At 58.1% G+C, this 16,026-nt stretch carries 11 protein-coding genes and 1 pseudogene; 6 read left to right on the forward strand and 6 right to left on the reverse strand.

What is annotated here, in order from left to right:
- The 5 genes and pseudogenes from ACTHQX_RS18400 to ACTHQX_RS18420 form a co-directional block, all read right to left on the reverse strand.
- Window positions 1-634: pseudogene (locus ACTHQX_RS18400) on the reverse strand (IS21 family transposase); the annotation flags it as partial.
- A gap of 1,195 nt (window positions 635-1,829) precedes the next feature.
- The gene (locus ACTHQX_RS18405) at window positions 1,830-3,023 is read right to left on the reverse strand and encodes an oligosaccharide flippase family protein (RefSeq protein ID WP_440158714.1); all 1,194 of its coding nucleotides are present in this window, start codon (window positions 3,021-3,023) and stop codon (window positions 1,830-1,832) included.
- Window positions 3,024-3,228: 205 nt separating this feature from the next.
- The gene (locus ACTHQX_RS18410) at window positions 3,229-4,398 is read right to left on the reverse strand and encodes a glycosyltransferase family 4 protein (protein ID WP_440158713.1); all 1,170 of its coding nucleotides are present in this window, start codon (window positions 4,396-4,398) and stop codon (window positions 3,229-3,231) included.
- An 81-nt stretch (window positions 4,399-4,479) separates the two neighbouring features.
- The gene (locus ACTHQX_RS18415; RefSeq protein ID WP_440158712.1) at window positions 4,480-5,988 is read right to left on the reverse strand and encodes a polysaccharide biosynthesis tyrosine autokinase; all 1,509 of its coding nucleotides are present in this window, start codon (window positions 5,986-5,988) and stop codon (window positions 4,480-4,482) included.
- Between the two features lie 479 nt (window positions 5,989-6,467).
- On the reverse strand, window positions 6,468-7,910 hold the full coding sequence (locus ACTHQX_RS18420) for an O-antigen ligase family protein (protein WP_440158711.1): 1,443 nt from the start codon (window positions 7,908-7,910) through the stop codon (window positions 6,468-6,470).
- A 252-nt stretch (window positions 7,911-8,162) separates the two neighbouring features.
- On the opposite strand from ACTHQX_RS18420, the gene ACTHQX_RS18425 reads away from it, so the two are divergent.
- The 3 genes from ACTHQX_RS18425 to ACTHQX_RS18435 all read left to right on the forward strand — a co-directional run bounded on the left by ACTHQX_RS18425 (window position 8,163) and on the right by ACTHQX_RS18435 (window position 11,144).
- Entirely contained in the window at window positions 8,163-9,440 is a 1,278-nt protein-coding gene (locus ACTHQX_RS18425; protein WP_440158710.1) for an acyltransferase family protein, read from the forward strand.
- Window positions 9,441-9,517: 77 nt separating this feature from the next.
- On the forward strand, window positions 9,518-10,306 hold the full coding sequence (locus ACTHQX_RS18430) for an SGNH hydrolase domain-containing protein (RefSeq protein ID WP_440158708.1): 789 nt from the start codon (window positions 9,518-9,520) through the stop codon (window positions 10,304-10,306).
- Between the two features lie 175 nt (window positions 10,307-10,481).
- Window positions 10,482-11,144, forward strand: coding sequence for an SGNH/GDSL hydrolase family protein (locus ACTHQX_RS18435; protein ID WP_440158707.1), 663 nt, complete (start codon window positions 10,482-10,484; stop codon window positions 11,142-11,144).
- An 80-nt stretch (window positions 11,145-11,224) separates the two neighbouring features.
- On the opposite strand, the gene ACTHQX_RS18440 is transcribed toward ACTHQX_RS18435, so the two are convergent.
- Complete coding sequence (locus ACTHQX_RS18440) at window positions 11,225-11,689, reverse strand: Lrp/AsnC family transcriptional regulator (protein ID WP_440158706.1); 465 nt, start codon at window positions 11,687-11,689, stop codon at window positions 11,225-11,227.
- Between the two features lie 159 nt (window positions 11,690-11,848).
- Between ACTHQX_RS18440 and ACTHQX_RS18445 the strand changes: the two genes are divergently transcribed.
- From ACTHQX_RS18445 to ACTHQX_RS18455, 3 genes are read left to right on the forward strand one after another with little or no spacing between them, the layout of a single operon-like run.
- Window positions 11,849-13,108: a thiamine pyrophosphate-dependent enzyme gene (locus tag ACTHQX_RS18445; RefSeq protein WP_440158705.1), complete on the forward strand. Its 1,260-nt coding sequence runs from the start codon at window positions 11,849-11,851 to the stop codon at window positions 13,106-13,108.
- Window positions 13,105-14,217: an alpha-ketoacid dehydrogenase subunit beta gene (locus ACTHQX_RS18450; RefSeq protein WP_440158704.1), complete on the forward strand. Its 1,113-nt coding sequence runs from the start codon at window positions 13,105-13,107 to the stop codon at window positions 14,215-14,217. The genes ACTHQX_RS18445 and ACTHQX_RS18450 overlap by 4 nt, the downstream gene beginning before the upstream one ends.
- 4 nt (window positions 14,218-14,221) lie before the next feature.
- The gene (locus ACTHQX_RS18455; protein WP_440158703.1) at window positions 14,222-15,724 is read left to right on the forward strand and encodes a dihydrolipoamide acetyltransferase family protein; all 1,503 of its coding nucleotides are present in this window, start codon (window positions 14,222-14,224) and stop codon (window positions 15,722-15,724) included.
- The last annotated feature ends 302 nt before the right edge of the window (window positions 15,725-16,026 follow it).

Consider the following 16,026-nt stretch of genomic DNA (forward strand, 5'->3'; position numbering starts at 1 on the left):
CGCAGCCCAGCACGCCGGCGAACGCCGCCGCCGGCTCGGTCAGCCGCCCCTGGCCGATCCCTGATTCGTTGTCCCAGGCCAGCTGCTTGGGCACTGCACCGGCCTCCTGCAGCAGCGACCACATCCCGCCCAGCAGATCAAAGGTCGTGCGGGTCGGCAGCATCCTGGCGTGGATGTATCCGGAGAACGCGCTCGTCATCACCAACACCGGAGGGTTGCCCTCCTGCCCGTGACCCAGCGGCAGCGGCTCATGGGGAAACCACCAATCGCACCGCATCGCTTGGCCCGGTTCATGGACCAGCCGGTCCACCGGATCCGCCGGCATATACTCGGGCCGGAGTCCACGGACCTTGTCCCGAAACAAGGATGCAGAGCCCGTCCAGCCGACGCGTTCGGCCAGTACCGAGGCCGGCATCGTCGGCGTCTGCACCAACAAGGCCCGCACCTGCGGCGCGTAAGCATCGAAGCTCGAACCAGCCGGCTTCCGCTCATACTTCGGCGGCCGCTCCGCCTCCAACGCCCGGTCCACCGTTCCCCGGGAAACCCCGAGCTGTTTAGCCAGCTCCCTCTTGGAGATTTTCTCCGTCGCGTATCGGTGGCGTATCTGCACCCAAACATCCAATGTGATCACCATTCCATAATGGTCAGTGGCCTCATTTTCAGTTGGCGTATTTGGCCCTATTTTCGGCTGGCGTCAACAGCCTCTTTGAAATGGTTGAGACCAAGCAAAGCAATACCCAAAAGTAGACCCTGATATGAATAACTCTATGTCTTTGTCCCCGTGACCGTTGGTGCACGCGCGGGTGCTCTGCCCGGTGTTGAGGGCGTCCACGCCAGCTCCGTCACGACAACCAGGACCGGTCTGGTTCTGGGCGTCGCGACCGGAGAAGATGTGACGGGTTGCCCGGGCTGGCGTCGTGCCGTGGGCAATGGCCGCTGGCGGGTTCGGCTTCATGACATCCGTGTTTCGGCAGACCAGTGCGCTACGCCGACGGGATCGCCATGTTTGCTGGACCTCGTTCCGGGCTAGTCCGGGAAGCCTGTGCGGACTGGCCCGCACGAGGCTTCCCCAGTTTCACCATCTATGGGCAGAGATGCCGACGCCACCGGCGGTCGCCGCCCGTATCGATAGAACGCCCCCAACCATGGCCAAATGCCAAGGGCCGTGATGTCGGGCTGACCTGAGGTGTTGCATCACCCTTAGAATCCGCCCACTCGGCTGCGTTAAGGGGCGTCTTCGAGCAATTCTCACTGGCTACTGAAGAGCAGAGCCAAATACTAGTGAAGGTCTGATATAAGGCTCTTTATGACTACTGCTGGTGTGCCTGCAGCCAAGCTACACTCTGGAACGTCCTTGAGAACCACTGAATTGGCTGCGATCACAGACTCTTTGCCTATATTAATGCCACCTAAGACACTCGCTCCCGTGCCAATGACGACATGGTCGCTGAGTTTGGGGTAGTTGTGTGGCCCCTGTCCATCCGCGTACTTTTCTCCGAGGGTGACACATTGAAGAATCGTACAGTTCTCGCCTACTATGACACCGCGGCCGATGACAACACCGTTGGGATGGGGAAGGAGGAGGCCGGGCCCAATTATGCATCCGGGCAAGATGTCTGCGCCTGTCCATGCATTGTTGAGAACCCTAAGTATTCTCGCTAATCGCAGCTGTCCACGACTCCAGGCAAACGATTGTATCCGGAAGATTGCGCACGCCAGCATTCCTGGATTGGTTAAGCAGGCGTCTATCAGTCGAAGGAAGCTCAGGTGTCTACCCGGCTGCATGCGTCGATAGTCCGCGGCCAAATAGGAACTTTCTAAAAGAGTCACTAAGAAGCGTCCCTCCGGAGACGTAGTGTGGCAAGGATGCGGGTCGGAATGATCATACAAACGCCTAGCGGCAATAGGGTTGCGATAACAGCCCCCGTCGCACCGAACATCGGTATGAAAACGGTGCTTAGGAAGATCTTTGAAGTCAGAAGGAGGCATGCACCCGTGGCTTGAATCCTTCTGCCTTCATGGTCCATCAGAAGCATGCCCGGTGAAGCGTTGCTGCCAAACAATAGGATCATTACTCCAAAAGCAATGAAGAGAGCAAGGGGGGGGTCACCCTTACCATCGCTCACTATCCGGGTAACTACTGGGCCCACAGAGACCAGCCCCAGCATCATTACAACCCCCAGAGCACTGAAAACTCTATCAGCACGCTTGAACTCCCTTGAGAGCCGCCGAGGGCTAGACCGCATCCTCATGTACAGAGGCCACAGGGCTTGGCTTCCTATGGTGATGATAGAAAGTAGAGGCATGTAATACATGCTGACAAAAGAATAATCAGCTACCTGGGTTAGGTCTGCGAAGTGGGTGAGTAAAACGCGATCTGTCTGATACGTCAGGGGAAGCGCGACCGTGAGAATTGCCATGGGCAGAGCCATTTTCAGGATGCGAACGGGGCGAGCCTGGTCTGCGTGTTCGCTGACCCGCCATTTCTCCTTTAGGCTGCGGACCGCAATCACAAAAATCGCAGTTTGCGTTAGCAGGGGTCCTAACCCATAAGCAACCGCCAGAACCGCATAGTCCGGAGTCGAAAACGACAAGGTAAGCCAAACCATGGCAAGCGAAATGCACCCAGACGAGGACCCGAGCAGCGTCGCTGTAGTCTGACGACCTAATCCGAGCATGACCCTCTGCCCTGCACCGAGCGGGATACCCAAAGCCATGATAAGCATCATGGCGAGGCCGGCAACGTCGGCCGTATCGTCGTGTGGGAGCCCCAGGATGTTGCCCCACTGGTTACTCAAGGCGAGGACTGCAGCAATAACACCGGTAACAAGGGCTATGGCGACGAGAAGTATAAGCGTGCGCTTCCAGACAAACCGAAATTCTGCACTGGAAGGTCCATTCTTAGCCAGAGTATCAGTAATTGATACCGAAATGCCGAAATCGGAAATTGGAACCATGTAGGGCAAGGCCACGAAAATCGAAAAGAGCGCAAATCCTTCGACACCTTTTGATTGGGTAACCAAATTCGACGACCACAAAACCGCGACGGCTGATATAGGCATCAATACGGCCCGCGCAGCGGTTGAACCCGCTACATCGGCAAGGGCACGCCCACGAGGACCTGATGACAGTTTGCTTGTGATCAACTTGTTTGCTTTCTGGCAAGTTAGTAGCGCTGATCCCTAGCGGCTGGTGACCGAGGGGAGTATCAGATAGGTACTTTCCGAACTAGACTTCTCCGCCGCTGACTTGGTCCAACAGCATCGGAACGCTTGATTTTCCGCTCCTTTGCTCAGCTATTTGCCTGCACGCCGGCCGTGAATAGTCCTTGGCTGCTAATAGCGCCGCGGCAAGGGCGGCTGCATCGCGGCCGCGAATACGTTCGCCGTTGATGCCGGTTTGAAGCGCATGATCCGGGTCGGACTCTTCCGTAGCGACAACTGGGAGGCCGGAGGCGCCTGCTTCCAGCAGTACGACCGGGGATCCCTCGTACCGTGAAGTCATCAACAGCACGTGACTCTGTGCCAAGACATCAGCGACTTCTGCTCTGGATACTGCCCCGAGCATGTCGAACTGTGCGTCAAGACCGAGCTCCCGTGCTTTGGCGCTAACGCTCGCTGCAAGGGCGCCGTCGCCAACCATGGTCAGGCGTGCGCGCAAACCATTCGCAGTCAAATGCCTTAAGACTTCCAAGGCTAGATGTGGATCCTTCTGGGAGTCAATTCGTCCGATCCAGCATATTTCTATGTCATTCGCAGAGGCGCTGTCGTTGGCACGCGAACCAGCCTTATCAGGCACAAAGACATCTGAATCAAACCATGTTCGGCTAACAATGAGGTCACTGCGAAGTTTCGCCAGGCGGGAGCTGTCAGTCTTATTGAAGAGGACAGTTCGGTAGGTGTCGGACACAACGCTGCGTTCAAGGCGGCGATATAAGGCAGGAGCCCTGCGCCATATGGAATCAGACCCAGCTCCCAGCAGGCCATTCGAATCGTTGTGTATGAATTGCACAATCGGTCCCTTCTGCAGCTTCAGAAGAAGGTAGCCTGTTTCGATCCGGTGGGTGTGATAAGCGGCGGCCGGTAGGCTTCGGCGATGCCTCATTAGCCCAGTTGCGAACAACAGCGAATGAGGGGCGAACCGAGCTATTCCGTGGTGAGACATGCGATCCAGTTGCAAAACCGGCAGAAAACGGACATCTCTGCCGGCGAACTGGATAGGTTGCCATTTCCCAATTTCAATCTGAGGGTCTGTAGCTATTCCTACAATCGAAAAGCTAGTTTCCGGGCGTGAAAACTTAACTATGTCGTGGATGATGGAATCTATTCCTCCCGGAACCAAGTTGAGCGGATCCAGGTGTTCAACGATCACAATGTGCAGAGACTCCGCGGAGTTCATTCGGCTCCTTATTCGGCCACAGTCCACTCATTCTAGATGAGGGCCGAGGATAGTAGTTGGGCCCAACTGGGACCAGGCCGGCTATTTCCTGTTCAAGCTCGCGTTTGGATAGGCCCTTACGTTCCGACCTTCTTGCCCGCCAGCGATAATGGAATCAAAATCGCTTCCTTGGTCCGCGGACCGCGGAGGGGGCGAGGACGTCGAAGATTTGATCCGACGAGATGGGACCGCATCGACCTTAGATTCATAGTTGTAGTAGCTGTAGGCATACGCGTCAGGTCCTTTGCTCGGCAGTCGGTTGAGAACGACCCCAAGCACAGCACCGCCCACCAGCTCCAATGCGTTGAGCGATTTTTGCAGTTCTTGTGACTTCAGCTTGTGTGAGCCGACGACAACGACGACGCCACCGACGTGATGGGACAACACGGCCGCATCTGTCACTGGTAAGAGTGATGGTGCATCGATCACGATGGCGTCAAATTTCTCCTCCAGTCGCAAAATCAGATGGTTCATTTCCTCAGAGCCCAATAGCTCGCTGGGGTTTGGAGGAATTTGCCCCGAAGTAAGAACGAAGAGATTATCTTCTCCCCATGGCTGCAGTAGGTCCTCGACGTCGGCCGTCCCAACCAAAGCCGTCGTCAGTCCTGCGCTTCGGTCGAGTCCTAGATATTCGTTCACCATGGGACGACGAAGGTCAGCGTCGATGAGGCACACATTTTGCCCCGCTTGGGCCATGGCAATGGCGAGGTTGGTAGCCGTGGTGCTTTTTCCCTCGCCCGGGATCGAGGAGGTCACTAATACGGTCCGGGCATGCCCGGCGACGTTGGCGAACTGCAGGTTGGTCCTCAGCTGTCGAAAAGACTCCGCCCGCGGGCTCTGTTGAGCAGTCTGCGTTAGCAACGGTTTGCGGGTGGCATCTTGGTCGTACGATATGGCGCCAAGAATGGGAGCTGTTGTGACGCGCCTTAGATCAGCTTCTCCTCGAATCCTGTTGTCCAAATTAGTTTTCAGGAACGAGCCGAAAACGCCCAGCAGAAGTCCGGCCAGAGCCCCAATCACAAGATTGAGCCGCGTATTCGGGGAGGACGGAAGCGTAGGCGCCTTGGCAGGTTTTGTAATGGAGAGGCTGACAGGGGAGGACCCGCCCGTTTTGGGTTGCTCAAGAGTGTCGACGGTTTTGATCAAGCTGTCGGCTACGGCTTGCGCAGTGGCCGCCGCCTGAACGGGCGATTCGTCGGCCACAGTGATGTTGATCAGGACTGTATTAAGGTCGGTGGTGGCAGTTACCTGCGAGGCGAGTTGCTCGGCCGAAACGCTGAGACCGAGGGTGTCGATAGCTGGCTGCAGTACTAGTGGCGAATCCACCGTCTTCACATAGGACTGGACCCGCGCCTGACTGAACGTATTGCCCTGCTGCAATTCCTGGACGGACCCTGAGCTTTGTATAGCAACGAAGAGCTGTGTCTCCGCTTCGTACGTCGGCTTCGCTAGGACCGAGATGACGCCGCTGATGAGGACCCCAAGTAACGTGCAGGCAGCTATCAGTAGCCAGTTCCGACGCAAAATGCGCAAGTAGTCGCGTAAGTCCAAACCAGGGCCCCCCTGTGTCGATGGCAAGGGACGTCGAACAGTTGAGTCCCCCGAACGGCATTATTCATGCGGTCCAGCCAATTCTACCCGTCAACTTTCACCCTCAGCTTCACTGAGCAGATTGGAACCACTCATGCTGGAAAGCGTCTTTGACAGCAACAAGTCCTCTCCCGCGCCGCGAACCAAGTCGCTGTCATCTCGCGTGCCCGGTCGGAGTGGAGTCGGTCTCGCTCTCGAAGCACGGGAGCAGGAGGGGGCCCTGGGAACGGGGCAAGAGGTGGGTTGCGAGCCCTAACTTCCCGCTTTGGACTCACACTATGCTCACGAATTCAAGAAGGCAGCAGCGACCAACAACGGCGCGTGCTTAGCAGATGGCGGCAGTTTATTGAAGTAGCCAGCAGATTGCGACAAGTTCAGGTGTGAACCTGCGGCCTATCTGCGGGAAGATGTCGCATCACCCAGCACGCCTGCAACTTGAGTCAACCGTGCCGTAGACAGTTGTCGTTGGAACACCGTCGCAAGCTGGAGTGAACGCCTTCTCGTTTGCCGGTTGTGGCTGGGTGAAAGCCGCTGGTGGCCCAGCCGGGAAGCAGGACTGCCGGCTGAACTTTGACGTCCGCTGTCAACACTTCCGCTTCATGTTGATCCTCCTGCGATCTACGGCCCACGGAGGAAGCCATGACGATGGCTAGCAGTGCCCAAGTGAATCCATCGACGAGCGTCATCGACAACGGCCGCTCAAAAACACCGAGCGAAAATAGCCCCACAAAGACTGGCGCCAAGATCAGACGTTGCTCTAACCTCGCCCGGACGAGGCTGATGTAAATAAATGTCGCCATCAGCAACGCGCCGGCAGTGCCAGAAATGAGAAGCGCCTCGATCCACATGTTGTGTGTGGAATACGCTGCGGCTGCCCCGAACGCGCGATCGGCAAAAAGCTCTGACCATGCAGTGGCGCCTGCGCCGAAGGCTGGGGTTTCTTGATAGACACTGAGCGCGAGCCGCCAAAGGTATCCTCGTCCCGTTACGAACGTATCCTCATGCGGGATGAGGGCCACGATAAGTGCGATGATGCATGCGCCAAGCGCTGCAACCACTCCGAAGATGGATCGACGTCCCGTGACGCGGCCGCGGACCAGTGAAGCTTTTGTCACGGTGAGGACAAAGACGGTGAGGACTGCACTAACTAGGGATGTGCGACTCCCTGAAAGGGCCACTATCAGCAACAAATATCCCGTTATCCAAAGCTGAGATTTTCCATTCGCCACAAGCCACGTGAAGACAATCCCCAAGGTAACGAAGAGCGCCAAACCGTTGCCATGTGAGAAACCTCCGGTAAGAATTTCCCCCGCGAACGTACATTTGTCCACGCACTGCTGGATGGCGGCGTCCGGCCGCAGGACTGCGATGACGGTGCTCATTAGAACTGAACTGAGGACCAAGATCGACACGCCTGTCACCACAGCACGTTTTGAAGTCCGGACTAGGGCGGAGGCGACCAGAAGGGTGATGAGCATGAGCGGCTGGCCTGATGGGAACGAGGCCGTTTTCATTGCGGTGACCAAAGTGCCGACGAGAGTGATCCCTATCATCGGTATGGCGACCGGGGCCCACGACAAGCGTTCAGCCCTGGCAACTGAAACTAGGATCGCGACCACGGCCATCGCCAGCGCTGCGTAATCGCTGAGGGAGACAAGCCTATCCGCCCACCCCAGTCCAGCTACTGTTTTTTCTCCGAGGGGACCAATACGGTAAACCTGACTGTCCGTAAGCTTCGCAGCTATTGTGGGGACCTGATACGCCCACCCCACACCGATGATCAGCAGACTGCCAAAGTCCCATTCGAACCGCCCCTTCCGGGCGAGTTGGATGAGGACAACTAAGGTGACTGCACCTGTTGCGACCAGCACTGTTGTTAGCACTGCACTATTCTATGTGCGGACACCGCGTCGACCGCGCCATACGATGCTTTGCGAATGGGCCTCTCTGACGTTCTGGGGAGCACTCGTTGCGCGGACAAGCCTGACTCGATCTCGGACCGCAGTGCCTATGGCTTAAGGACAACAACTGCGGCGCTCGATTTTTAGAGTGCTCGGCCTCGCACTAAGATGACGGACGTGCTCAGCAGCCAGCATGGCACTGCCGCATTTTGTTGAATCTAACCAGGGGGAAAAATGGGGCAGTCCACTCTCACCGCTCGTGCCGCCTTGCCTGCGGTCGCGCCGCAAAACACATCGCAATTTCGAGCTGATATTCAGGGCCTTCGAGCGGTCGCTGTCCTGGCTGTAGTCTTTGACCACCTGCTCTCGTGGCCGCAGGGCGGGTTTGTCGGAGTTGATATCTTCTTCGTAATTAGTGGCTTTCTCATCACGTCACTGCTCATCAAAGACATAGAGCGCTCGGGATCCATTTCATTTATTGGGTTTTACAAACGCCGCGCAAAGCGCATTCTCCCCGCCTCCCTACTCGTGCTTCTCGTGACTTGCATCGCGTCATATTTCCTCCTACCGGTCTCCAGAGCTGACGCGACAAGGGCTGATGCGCTGTGGGCCTTGGTCTTCTCTGGCAACTGGAAGTTCGCAATTGGCGGTACGGACTACTTCCAAGAAGGCTTGCCTCCTTCGCCACTTCAGCACTTTTGGTCGCTGGGAGTGGAAGAACAGTTTTACTTCATCTGGCCTTGGCTGATGTTGCTTGTGGCTTGGGTTGTCGCGACGAGGACGCGTGGTGCTCGGACCGGCCGCTCGGCGATGGCGCTGCTTATGGTGGTCATTATCATTGCGTCCTTCACTTGGGCCATGCTGGAGACGGCCACGAGTCCGACCTGGGCATATTTTTCGACGTTCTCGAGAGCCTGGGAGTTGGGCATAGGTGCGCTGATTGCCGTCGTGGCCCCAATTCTCACAAAACTACCCAGTTGGCTACGCCCCGTTCTCGCTTGGTTGGGAGTTGGCGGGTTGATAGCGTCTGTTCTGTATGTTTCACCTGGGGCAGGATTTCCAGCCCCGTACGCTGCTTTCCCCGTAGCGGCAACGGCAGCGATTATTGTCGCTGGCACTGGCGGGCGTGTTGCCTCGCTGTGGCTTCTGACCAATAGAGTCATGGGGTACCTAGGTGATATCTCTTATTCGCTATACCTTTGGCACTGGCCCGTAATTATTCTGCTAGTCGCCTTTATGCCAGACGGAAACCCGACCTATTATTTGACAGCTCTTGCGGTCAGCGCTGTGCTGTCCGTGGCCTCGTACCACTTCGTCGAGAAACCCACGCGCAACTTCAGTCGACAAAAAACCTGCGCCGCTTGCGACGAAATCATCACGTTGCGCCAGTGCGTGAAGGGTGGAAATATGTCGGCCTCACGGCGCTTTTCGTTGCTACAGCGTTGGTGGCAACCTCTGCCCTGGTCCGGACGACACTCCCTGCCGCCGATAGCACTGCCGCCGCCGCGGTAAAGCCGCAGTCTGGAGCGCCCCTAGCGCCGGCGTCGAAAGCCTCTACGGATCCCACTACTTGCTTTGGTGCCGCCGCCATGGAAACGGATAGGCCGTGCGATGCGGACAAACTGGGCGGCATCATCCAACCGCAGGTCGATCGTTATGCGGAAGACACAGGATCTGCCTTCGCATGCTGGCGTGCTCAAGGGAAGCCGTTGGCAACCTGCAGCATCGGGTCGTCTAAGTCTGATGCCCTAAGTGTGGCGCTCATCGGGGACAGCCACGCGGCTTCACTCATTCCTTCTCTTGAACCAATTCTGGAACAAAAGAACTGGAAATTGGATGTTTTTGTTGGATACGGCTGTCCATGGATGCAGCTCGAGCCGGACTCTGACTGTTACGAAGTTATGCAGGAGATACAAAAGCGCGTCGACACTGGGAAAAAGTATGACGCTATTATCACTACTGCTTCCCGATCGAAAATGGGGGAGGATAAGGACCACGCTGCCGAGATGTTGGCCGCGGCCTGGAAGCCTGCTGCGGACCGCGGAACGAGAATTATTGCTGTTGGAGATGTTCCGTTAGTCAGCGATGACGCTTTGGCATGCATTACACGCATTGGCTTTGATGTGAAAAACACCCAATGCGGCACTGACGTTGCAGAGGCCACGGGCTCACTTGATCCACTCGTCAAGGCTGCATCCCTGGTGGACGGAGCTCGACTCATTCAGATGTCGCCGTTCCTGTGCACGGAGAAATTATGTCCATCCGTAATTGGTCACGTCATCGTTTACCGCGACGCGGAAGCGCACCTCACGTCAACTTTCGCCAAAACGCTGTCTCCTTACCTGAGCTCGAGCTTTTCGTCGGCGTTGAAGCCTTAGTAGCAGGTGATGCGTGCTAACGCGACCGGATCATATCGGCGTCTCGCAGCACGTGCTGGGTCTTCAACGTTCCGAGACGTTTCTTTCTCTGTGAGTTGACCGTGTTCAGGCTGATAACGCGATGCCGGACTGAACGCAGCGTAAGGTGTCACCTAGATTCTTTTATAATCGAAGTATGCGGGTGGTCGAGAAGCTCAAAGTCGTTAGGAACACTGCCAAAAGAAAGCTGTCCATACGAGTTGCTTCGCGTTCCAAGTTCAACAAGGAGACCTTGACAGTACTCGGAGATTCTTTCGTTACCGGAGCACCTTATGTACCTGCCGAGGGAACTTTTCCTCATTTGTTAGCCGATCACATGGGCTGGTCTGTGCGCTATTGCGATGGACAAAGCGGAACCGGCTACGTAGCTCGTCCGGCCGGCAACGGTAGTAGCAGTTATCCGGATCGGCTCAAGGACTTGCTTCCAGTGTCCGCGGACAACCTGCTGATAACTGGCGGATACAACGACACGTGGAATGTGGTCACCGGACTGGTTTCGATGGATGAAGTCTTTTTGGCCGTTGATAAGACACTGAACTCGGCTCGCTCGGTGGGTAGGCACGTCGTGATAGTGGGACCGTTTTGGACGCGAGTCGAAGGGGTTCCTCATGAGGCTTACACCATAAACAGGTATCTGAAACGCGGCGCGGAGTCGCGGGGGTTTCGGTATATCGACGTTCTGACCGACAACTGGATAACTCCAGAGAATCGCCATAGGGTTATCAGCTCAGACAGTACGCATCCGAGCAGCGCGGGGCAAGAATACATCGCCGACCGGTTGGCGCTTGCTCACAGATAGCCGTTGTTTGCCTTTCTGCTCAACAAGACGCGGGCGTACTTTCGGAAGGTCGGGGGCTTGTTGCCTAAGCTTTTGAGTTTCTACCGTGCATCCACGTCCTCAAACACCAGGAACGTCTGTGTATCCAGCACCCCTGCCATCGACTGCAGTTGGTCAAAGATCACGTGCTTTAAGTGCACGTTGTCTGTCGCCCGAACCAAAAGGATGACGTCGAAGTCTCCGCCAACAAGGGCGACGTGGTGCACTTCAGGGATCGTGCGAAGCTGCTCACGCAACTTTCGCCACGAGCGTTGCTGCACCTTGAGCGTGACGTAAGCGGAGGACTTGAGGCCGGCCTTGATCGGATCCACAAGTGCCGTAAACTTCGTCAGCACACCCTCGCCTGTCAGCCGTGCTATCCGCGTGTAGGCGTGAGCCCGGGAAATGTGTACGTTCTCGGCCACCTGCGTCACAGACATCCGGCCGTCACGCGTGAGCTCGGCGATAATGTTGCGGTCAACCTCGTCCAGCGGCACAACCGCCTGCTCCTCGTACGCTTCAACCATTCGTCTACAACTCCACCCAGTTATACAGCTCACATTTTCGATTTGTCTTTCAGAATATGCGACGGGAGCGTACTCATCCACAATTCGCGGGGGCACTGGATACGAAAGATCGTCCGGGACCATACTGAAAGCGAATAGTGGCTACAGAAGGACGGACCGATGACGATCTCCGCAGACCACACTTCGCCCGGCAAGGCGGGGAAGAGCCAACTTGCTCCGGAGCAGGCCGAGGACACATATCTGCCCGGCGAAGCCGCCGAGGCCGTGCGCAAGTTCGGCATTACTGCTGAGGACTACATGCTGCCCGCCCGCCATCAGATTCAGATGGTTGACCAGGGCGGGAACCTGAAGCACCGTTCAGAGCAGGGCGCCGAACCGGGCCATGAGTACCCGTTGCCCGGTGATAACGAACTCCTCACAGCCTACGAGCAGCTCGTCGTCGGCCGGCGGGTCAATGACCAGAACTCCGCTCTGGTTCGCCAGGGCCGCATGGCTGTCTACCCCTCGAGTCACGGCCAAGAGGCGTGCCAGGTCGCTGCCGCCCTCTGCCTCGCCGACGGCGACTGGATGTTCCCCACCTACCGCGATGCTGTAGCTGTCATGGCACGCGGCGTCGACCCGATCGAAGCCATGACCATCTTCCGCGGGGACTGGCACGGGGGCTATGACCCACTGAAGCACAGAGTCGGCATCCAGTGCACGCCGCTCACCACGCAATTGCTTCACGCCGTCGGCGTTGCGCACGCCGCCAAGCTGCGCGGCGAGGACACCGTGGTGCTGGCCATGTGCGGCGACGGCGCCACAAGCGAGGGCGACTTCCACGAGGCGCTGAACTTCGCCGCCGTATTCCACCTGCCCGTCATTTTCTTCGTGCAGAACAACCAGTACGCCATCTCCGTGCCGCTGGCTCATCAGTCAGTGGCTCCTTCGCTAGCGCACAAGGCTGTGGGATATGGCATGGCGGGTGAACGGGTGGACGGCAACGACGTCGTTGCGCTGCTCGCTGTGCTGGACCGCGCGGTCAAGCTCGCCCGCGGAGGCTCCGGCCCGCTCCTGGTCGAGGCACACACCTACCGCATGCAGGCCCATACCAACGCCGACGACGCCACCCGCTACCGTCAGGACAGTGAGGTTGCGCAGTGGGTTGCCCGAGATCCGCTCACACGGATGAAGAGATACCTCACAGACAAAGGGCTGCTGGACGACGGCAGTGACGCCAGGATTGCTGAAAAGGCAGAGACAGTTGCCGCACAGCTCCGTGACGGCCTCGGCGAGGACGTGTCTGTCGACCCACAGGACCTGTTCAAATATGTCTTCGCAACGCGGACACTGCAGCTCGATCAACAGTCGGCTCTGCTCGCCGACGAGCTCGCCCGTGATGCTGCCGGCGCATTTTCCGAAGAGGAGGCCTACAAATGAGCCCCACTGTCACCACTTCCGCCGAGGCCGACGGCAACGTCAGCTTGGCCACCGCCCGTGCTGCTGCCTCCGCTGCGGCAAGCGCCGAGGAGGCCGGACCGCAACCCGTCACCATGGCCAAGGCGCTGAACACGGCGATGGCGGATGCCATGCACGCGGATGATTCTGTCCTCGTCTTCGGCGAGGATGTCGGGATGCTGGGCGGTGTCTTCCGCATCACCGACGGACTCATGAAAACCTTCGGTGAACAGCGCTGCTTCGACACGCCCCTGGCCGAGTCGGGGATCGTCGGCATGGCCGTGGGCATGGCCATCAACGGCATGCGGCCGGTCATCGAAATGCAGTTCGACGCGTTCGCGTACCCGGCTTTCGAGCAGATCGTCAGCCACGTGGCCAAGATGCACAATCGCACCAAGGGCCGGGTCAAGCTGCCTATGGTCATCCGCGTTCCCTACGCCGGCGGCATCGGGGGAGTGGAGCACCATTGTGATTCCTCCGAGTCCTATTACGCACATACCGCCGGACTGAAGGTCTACACACCGGCTACGGTTACCGACGCCTACCGCACGCTCCGGGAAGCCATCGACTCCGACGACCCGGTGATGTTCATGGAGCCGAAAAAGCTCTACTGGTCCAAGGATTTGGTGGACTTGGATGCGCTCCGGGCGGAGTACGAGCGGCAGGTCGACGGCCGCGAGGCCACCGAGGGCCGTGCCGCTGTCGCCCGCTCGGGCACTGACGCGACGCTCATCGCATATGGTCCCTCTGTTCCGACGGCACTTGCAGCGGCCGCCGCAGCCGCCGAAGAAGGGCGATCGCTCGAGGTCATCGACATTCGCACCATCGTGCCGTTCGACGACGCGACGGTGGCCGCTTCCGTCCGGAAGACCGGCCGGGCGGTGGTCATCGCGGAGGCACACGGCTTTGCGTCCGTGTCCTCGGAGATCGTGGCCCGCATTCAGGAGCGCTGCTTCCACTATCTTACCGCGCCCATCCGCCGCGTCACCGGCTTCGATGTGCCGTACCCGGCGCCGAAGCTCGAGCACTACTATTTGCCCGGCGTGGACCGCATCCTCGACGCCGTTGACGACCTCCAGTGGGAAGACTGATCAGATGACCGAACGGAAAGTGTTCCTCCTGCCCGACCTCGGCGAAGGGCTGACAGAAGCCGAGCTCTTGAACTGGCTCGTGGCGGTCGGCGACGAAATCCGCGTGGACCAGCCCATTGCTGAGGTGGAAACCGCGAAGTCAGTCGTGGAGGTACCGTCACCGTACGCCGGCACTGTAGCCGAGTTGCATGGCGAACCGGGCGAGACTTTGGATGTGGGCAAACCGCTTATGTCAGTGACCCCAACGGAATCACAGTTTGAGCCCGTCGAAACCGAAACCACGCTGGTTGAGCCCCTCGAAACCCAAGAGACCGCAGCCGAAGCATACCGAACAGAAGAAAGAGCGGGCTCAGGCAACGTCCTTATCGGTTACGGAACCCCTGGCGGCACAACCACTGTCCGCCGAACCCGCCCCCGGCGCACCAATTCGGTGGTTGAGCCTGTTGAAACCGCGCCCGTCGAAACTGAGCCCCAAGACGATACAAAGCTGACAACACCCGCAGACGATGCCTTACTTCTGCGCACTCGCGTCCCCGGCAAGCTCGGTGCTGTTATTTCTCCCCTCGTCCGCCGGATGGCCAAGGAGCATGGTGTGGACCTCGGCCACATGCAGGGATCTGGAGAGAGCGGCCTGATCATGCGTCGGGACGTCGAAGCAGCCATAAAGTCCCCGGTGGTTGAGCCTTTCGAAACCCAGCCTGCCGAAACCAAACTGCGTGCGCTGATTGAGCCCGTCGAAACGGTCTCGACAAACTCGATCAGCGAGAACGTCGATACCCGCACCGGCCTCCAAATCACGGAACGCACGCCCGTCCGGGGCGTGCGGAAAGCCGTGGCTGCCAACATGTCACGCAGTCGCTCCGAGATCCCAGAAGCTACGGTCTGGCTCGACGTCGATGCCACTGCACTCGTTGAGCTCCGCGCCGGCCTTAAGAAAACGGACCCGAGTCATACGCCCGGGCTCCTGGCCTTCATCGCCCGCTTTGTGACTGCAGGCTTGAAGAAATACCCGGAGCTGAACACCCGCCTCATCAACGCAGAGGACGCGTCTGGCAGCGTGTCCCAGGAGATAGTTGCCTTCGATGGGGTCAACCTCGGGTTTGCAGCTCAGACGGATCGCGGGTTGGTGGTCCCATCTATCCGCCATGCGGAGCAATTGAGTGCGAGGAAACTCGACGAAGAAATTAAGCGACTTACCGCCGTCGTGCGCGACGGCAAGGCGACCCCAACGGAACTGGGCAGCGGAACCTTCACGCTTAATAACTATGGCGTGTTTGGCGTGGATGGTTCCGCGGCAATCATTAATTATCCGGAGGTGGCTATCCTCGGCATTGGCAGGATTATCGACAAGCCCTGGGTCGTCGAAGGCGAACTTGCCGTCCGAAAAGTCACTGAGCTGACTTTGACCTTTGACCACCGCGTCTGCGATGGCGGTACGGCCGCCGGATTCCTACGTTATGTTGCCGATGCGATCGAGGCCCCGCCCTCGCTTTTGGCCGATTTGTAACCGAAAGTATTGAAATCCAGGTGATCGGTCCTTCGCCGCTCTTTTTCGGCGGCGAAGGACGACTGGTCTTACCGTGTTGTATCTGAGTGGTCGCTGCACCTTACGAGAGCCACGAGGCCTCTTCCGTCATCCTTGTATGAAGTGACGTGGTTGGTGATCGTGTTGCAGGTCTCGCAGAAGTGCTTCTGTTGTTTAGTCCCCATGACCAGATCATACCTAGCGCGGTGTTTCGAATGAATGAATTTGCGGCCAGGGGCTGGGTCCCCCGCCGGTCTGGCGCCATAGCGCTTCCCTGATAAATC

This window comes from Arthrobacter sp. SAFR-023 (assembly GCF_051965295.1).
In the GTDB taxonomy this organism is placed as follows: domain Bacteria; phylum Actinomycetota; class Actinomycetes; order Actinomycetales; family Micrococcaceae; genus Arthrobacter.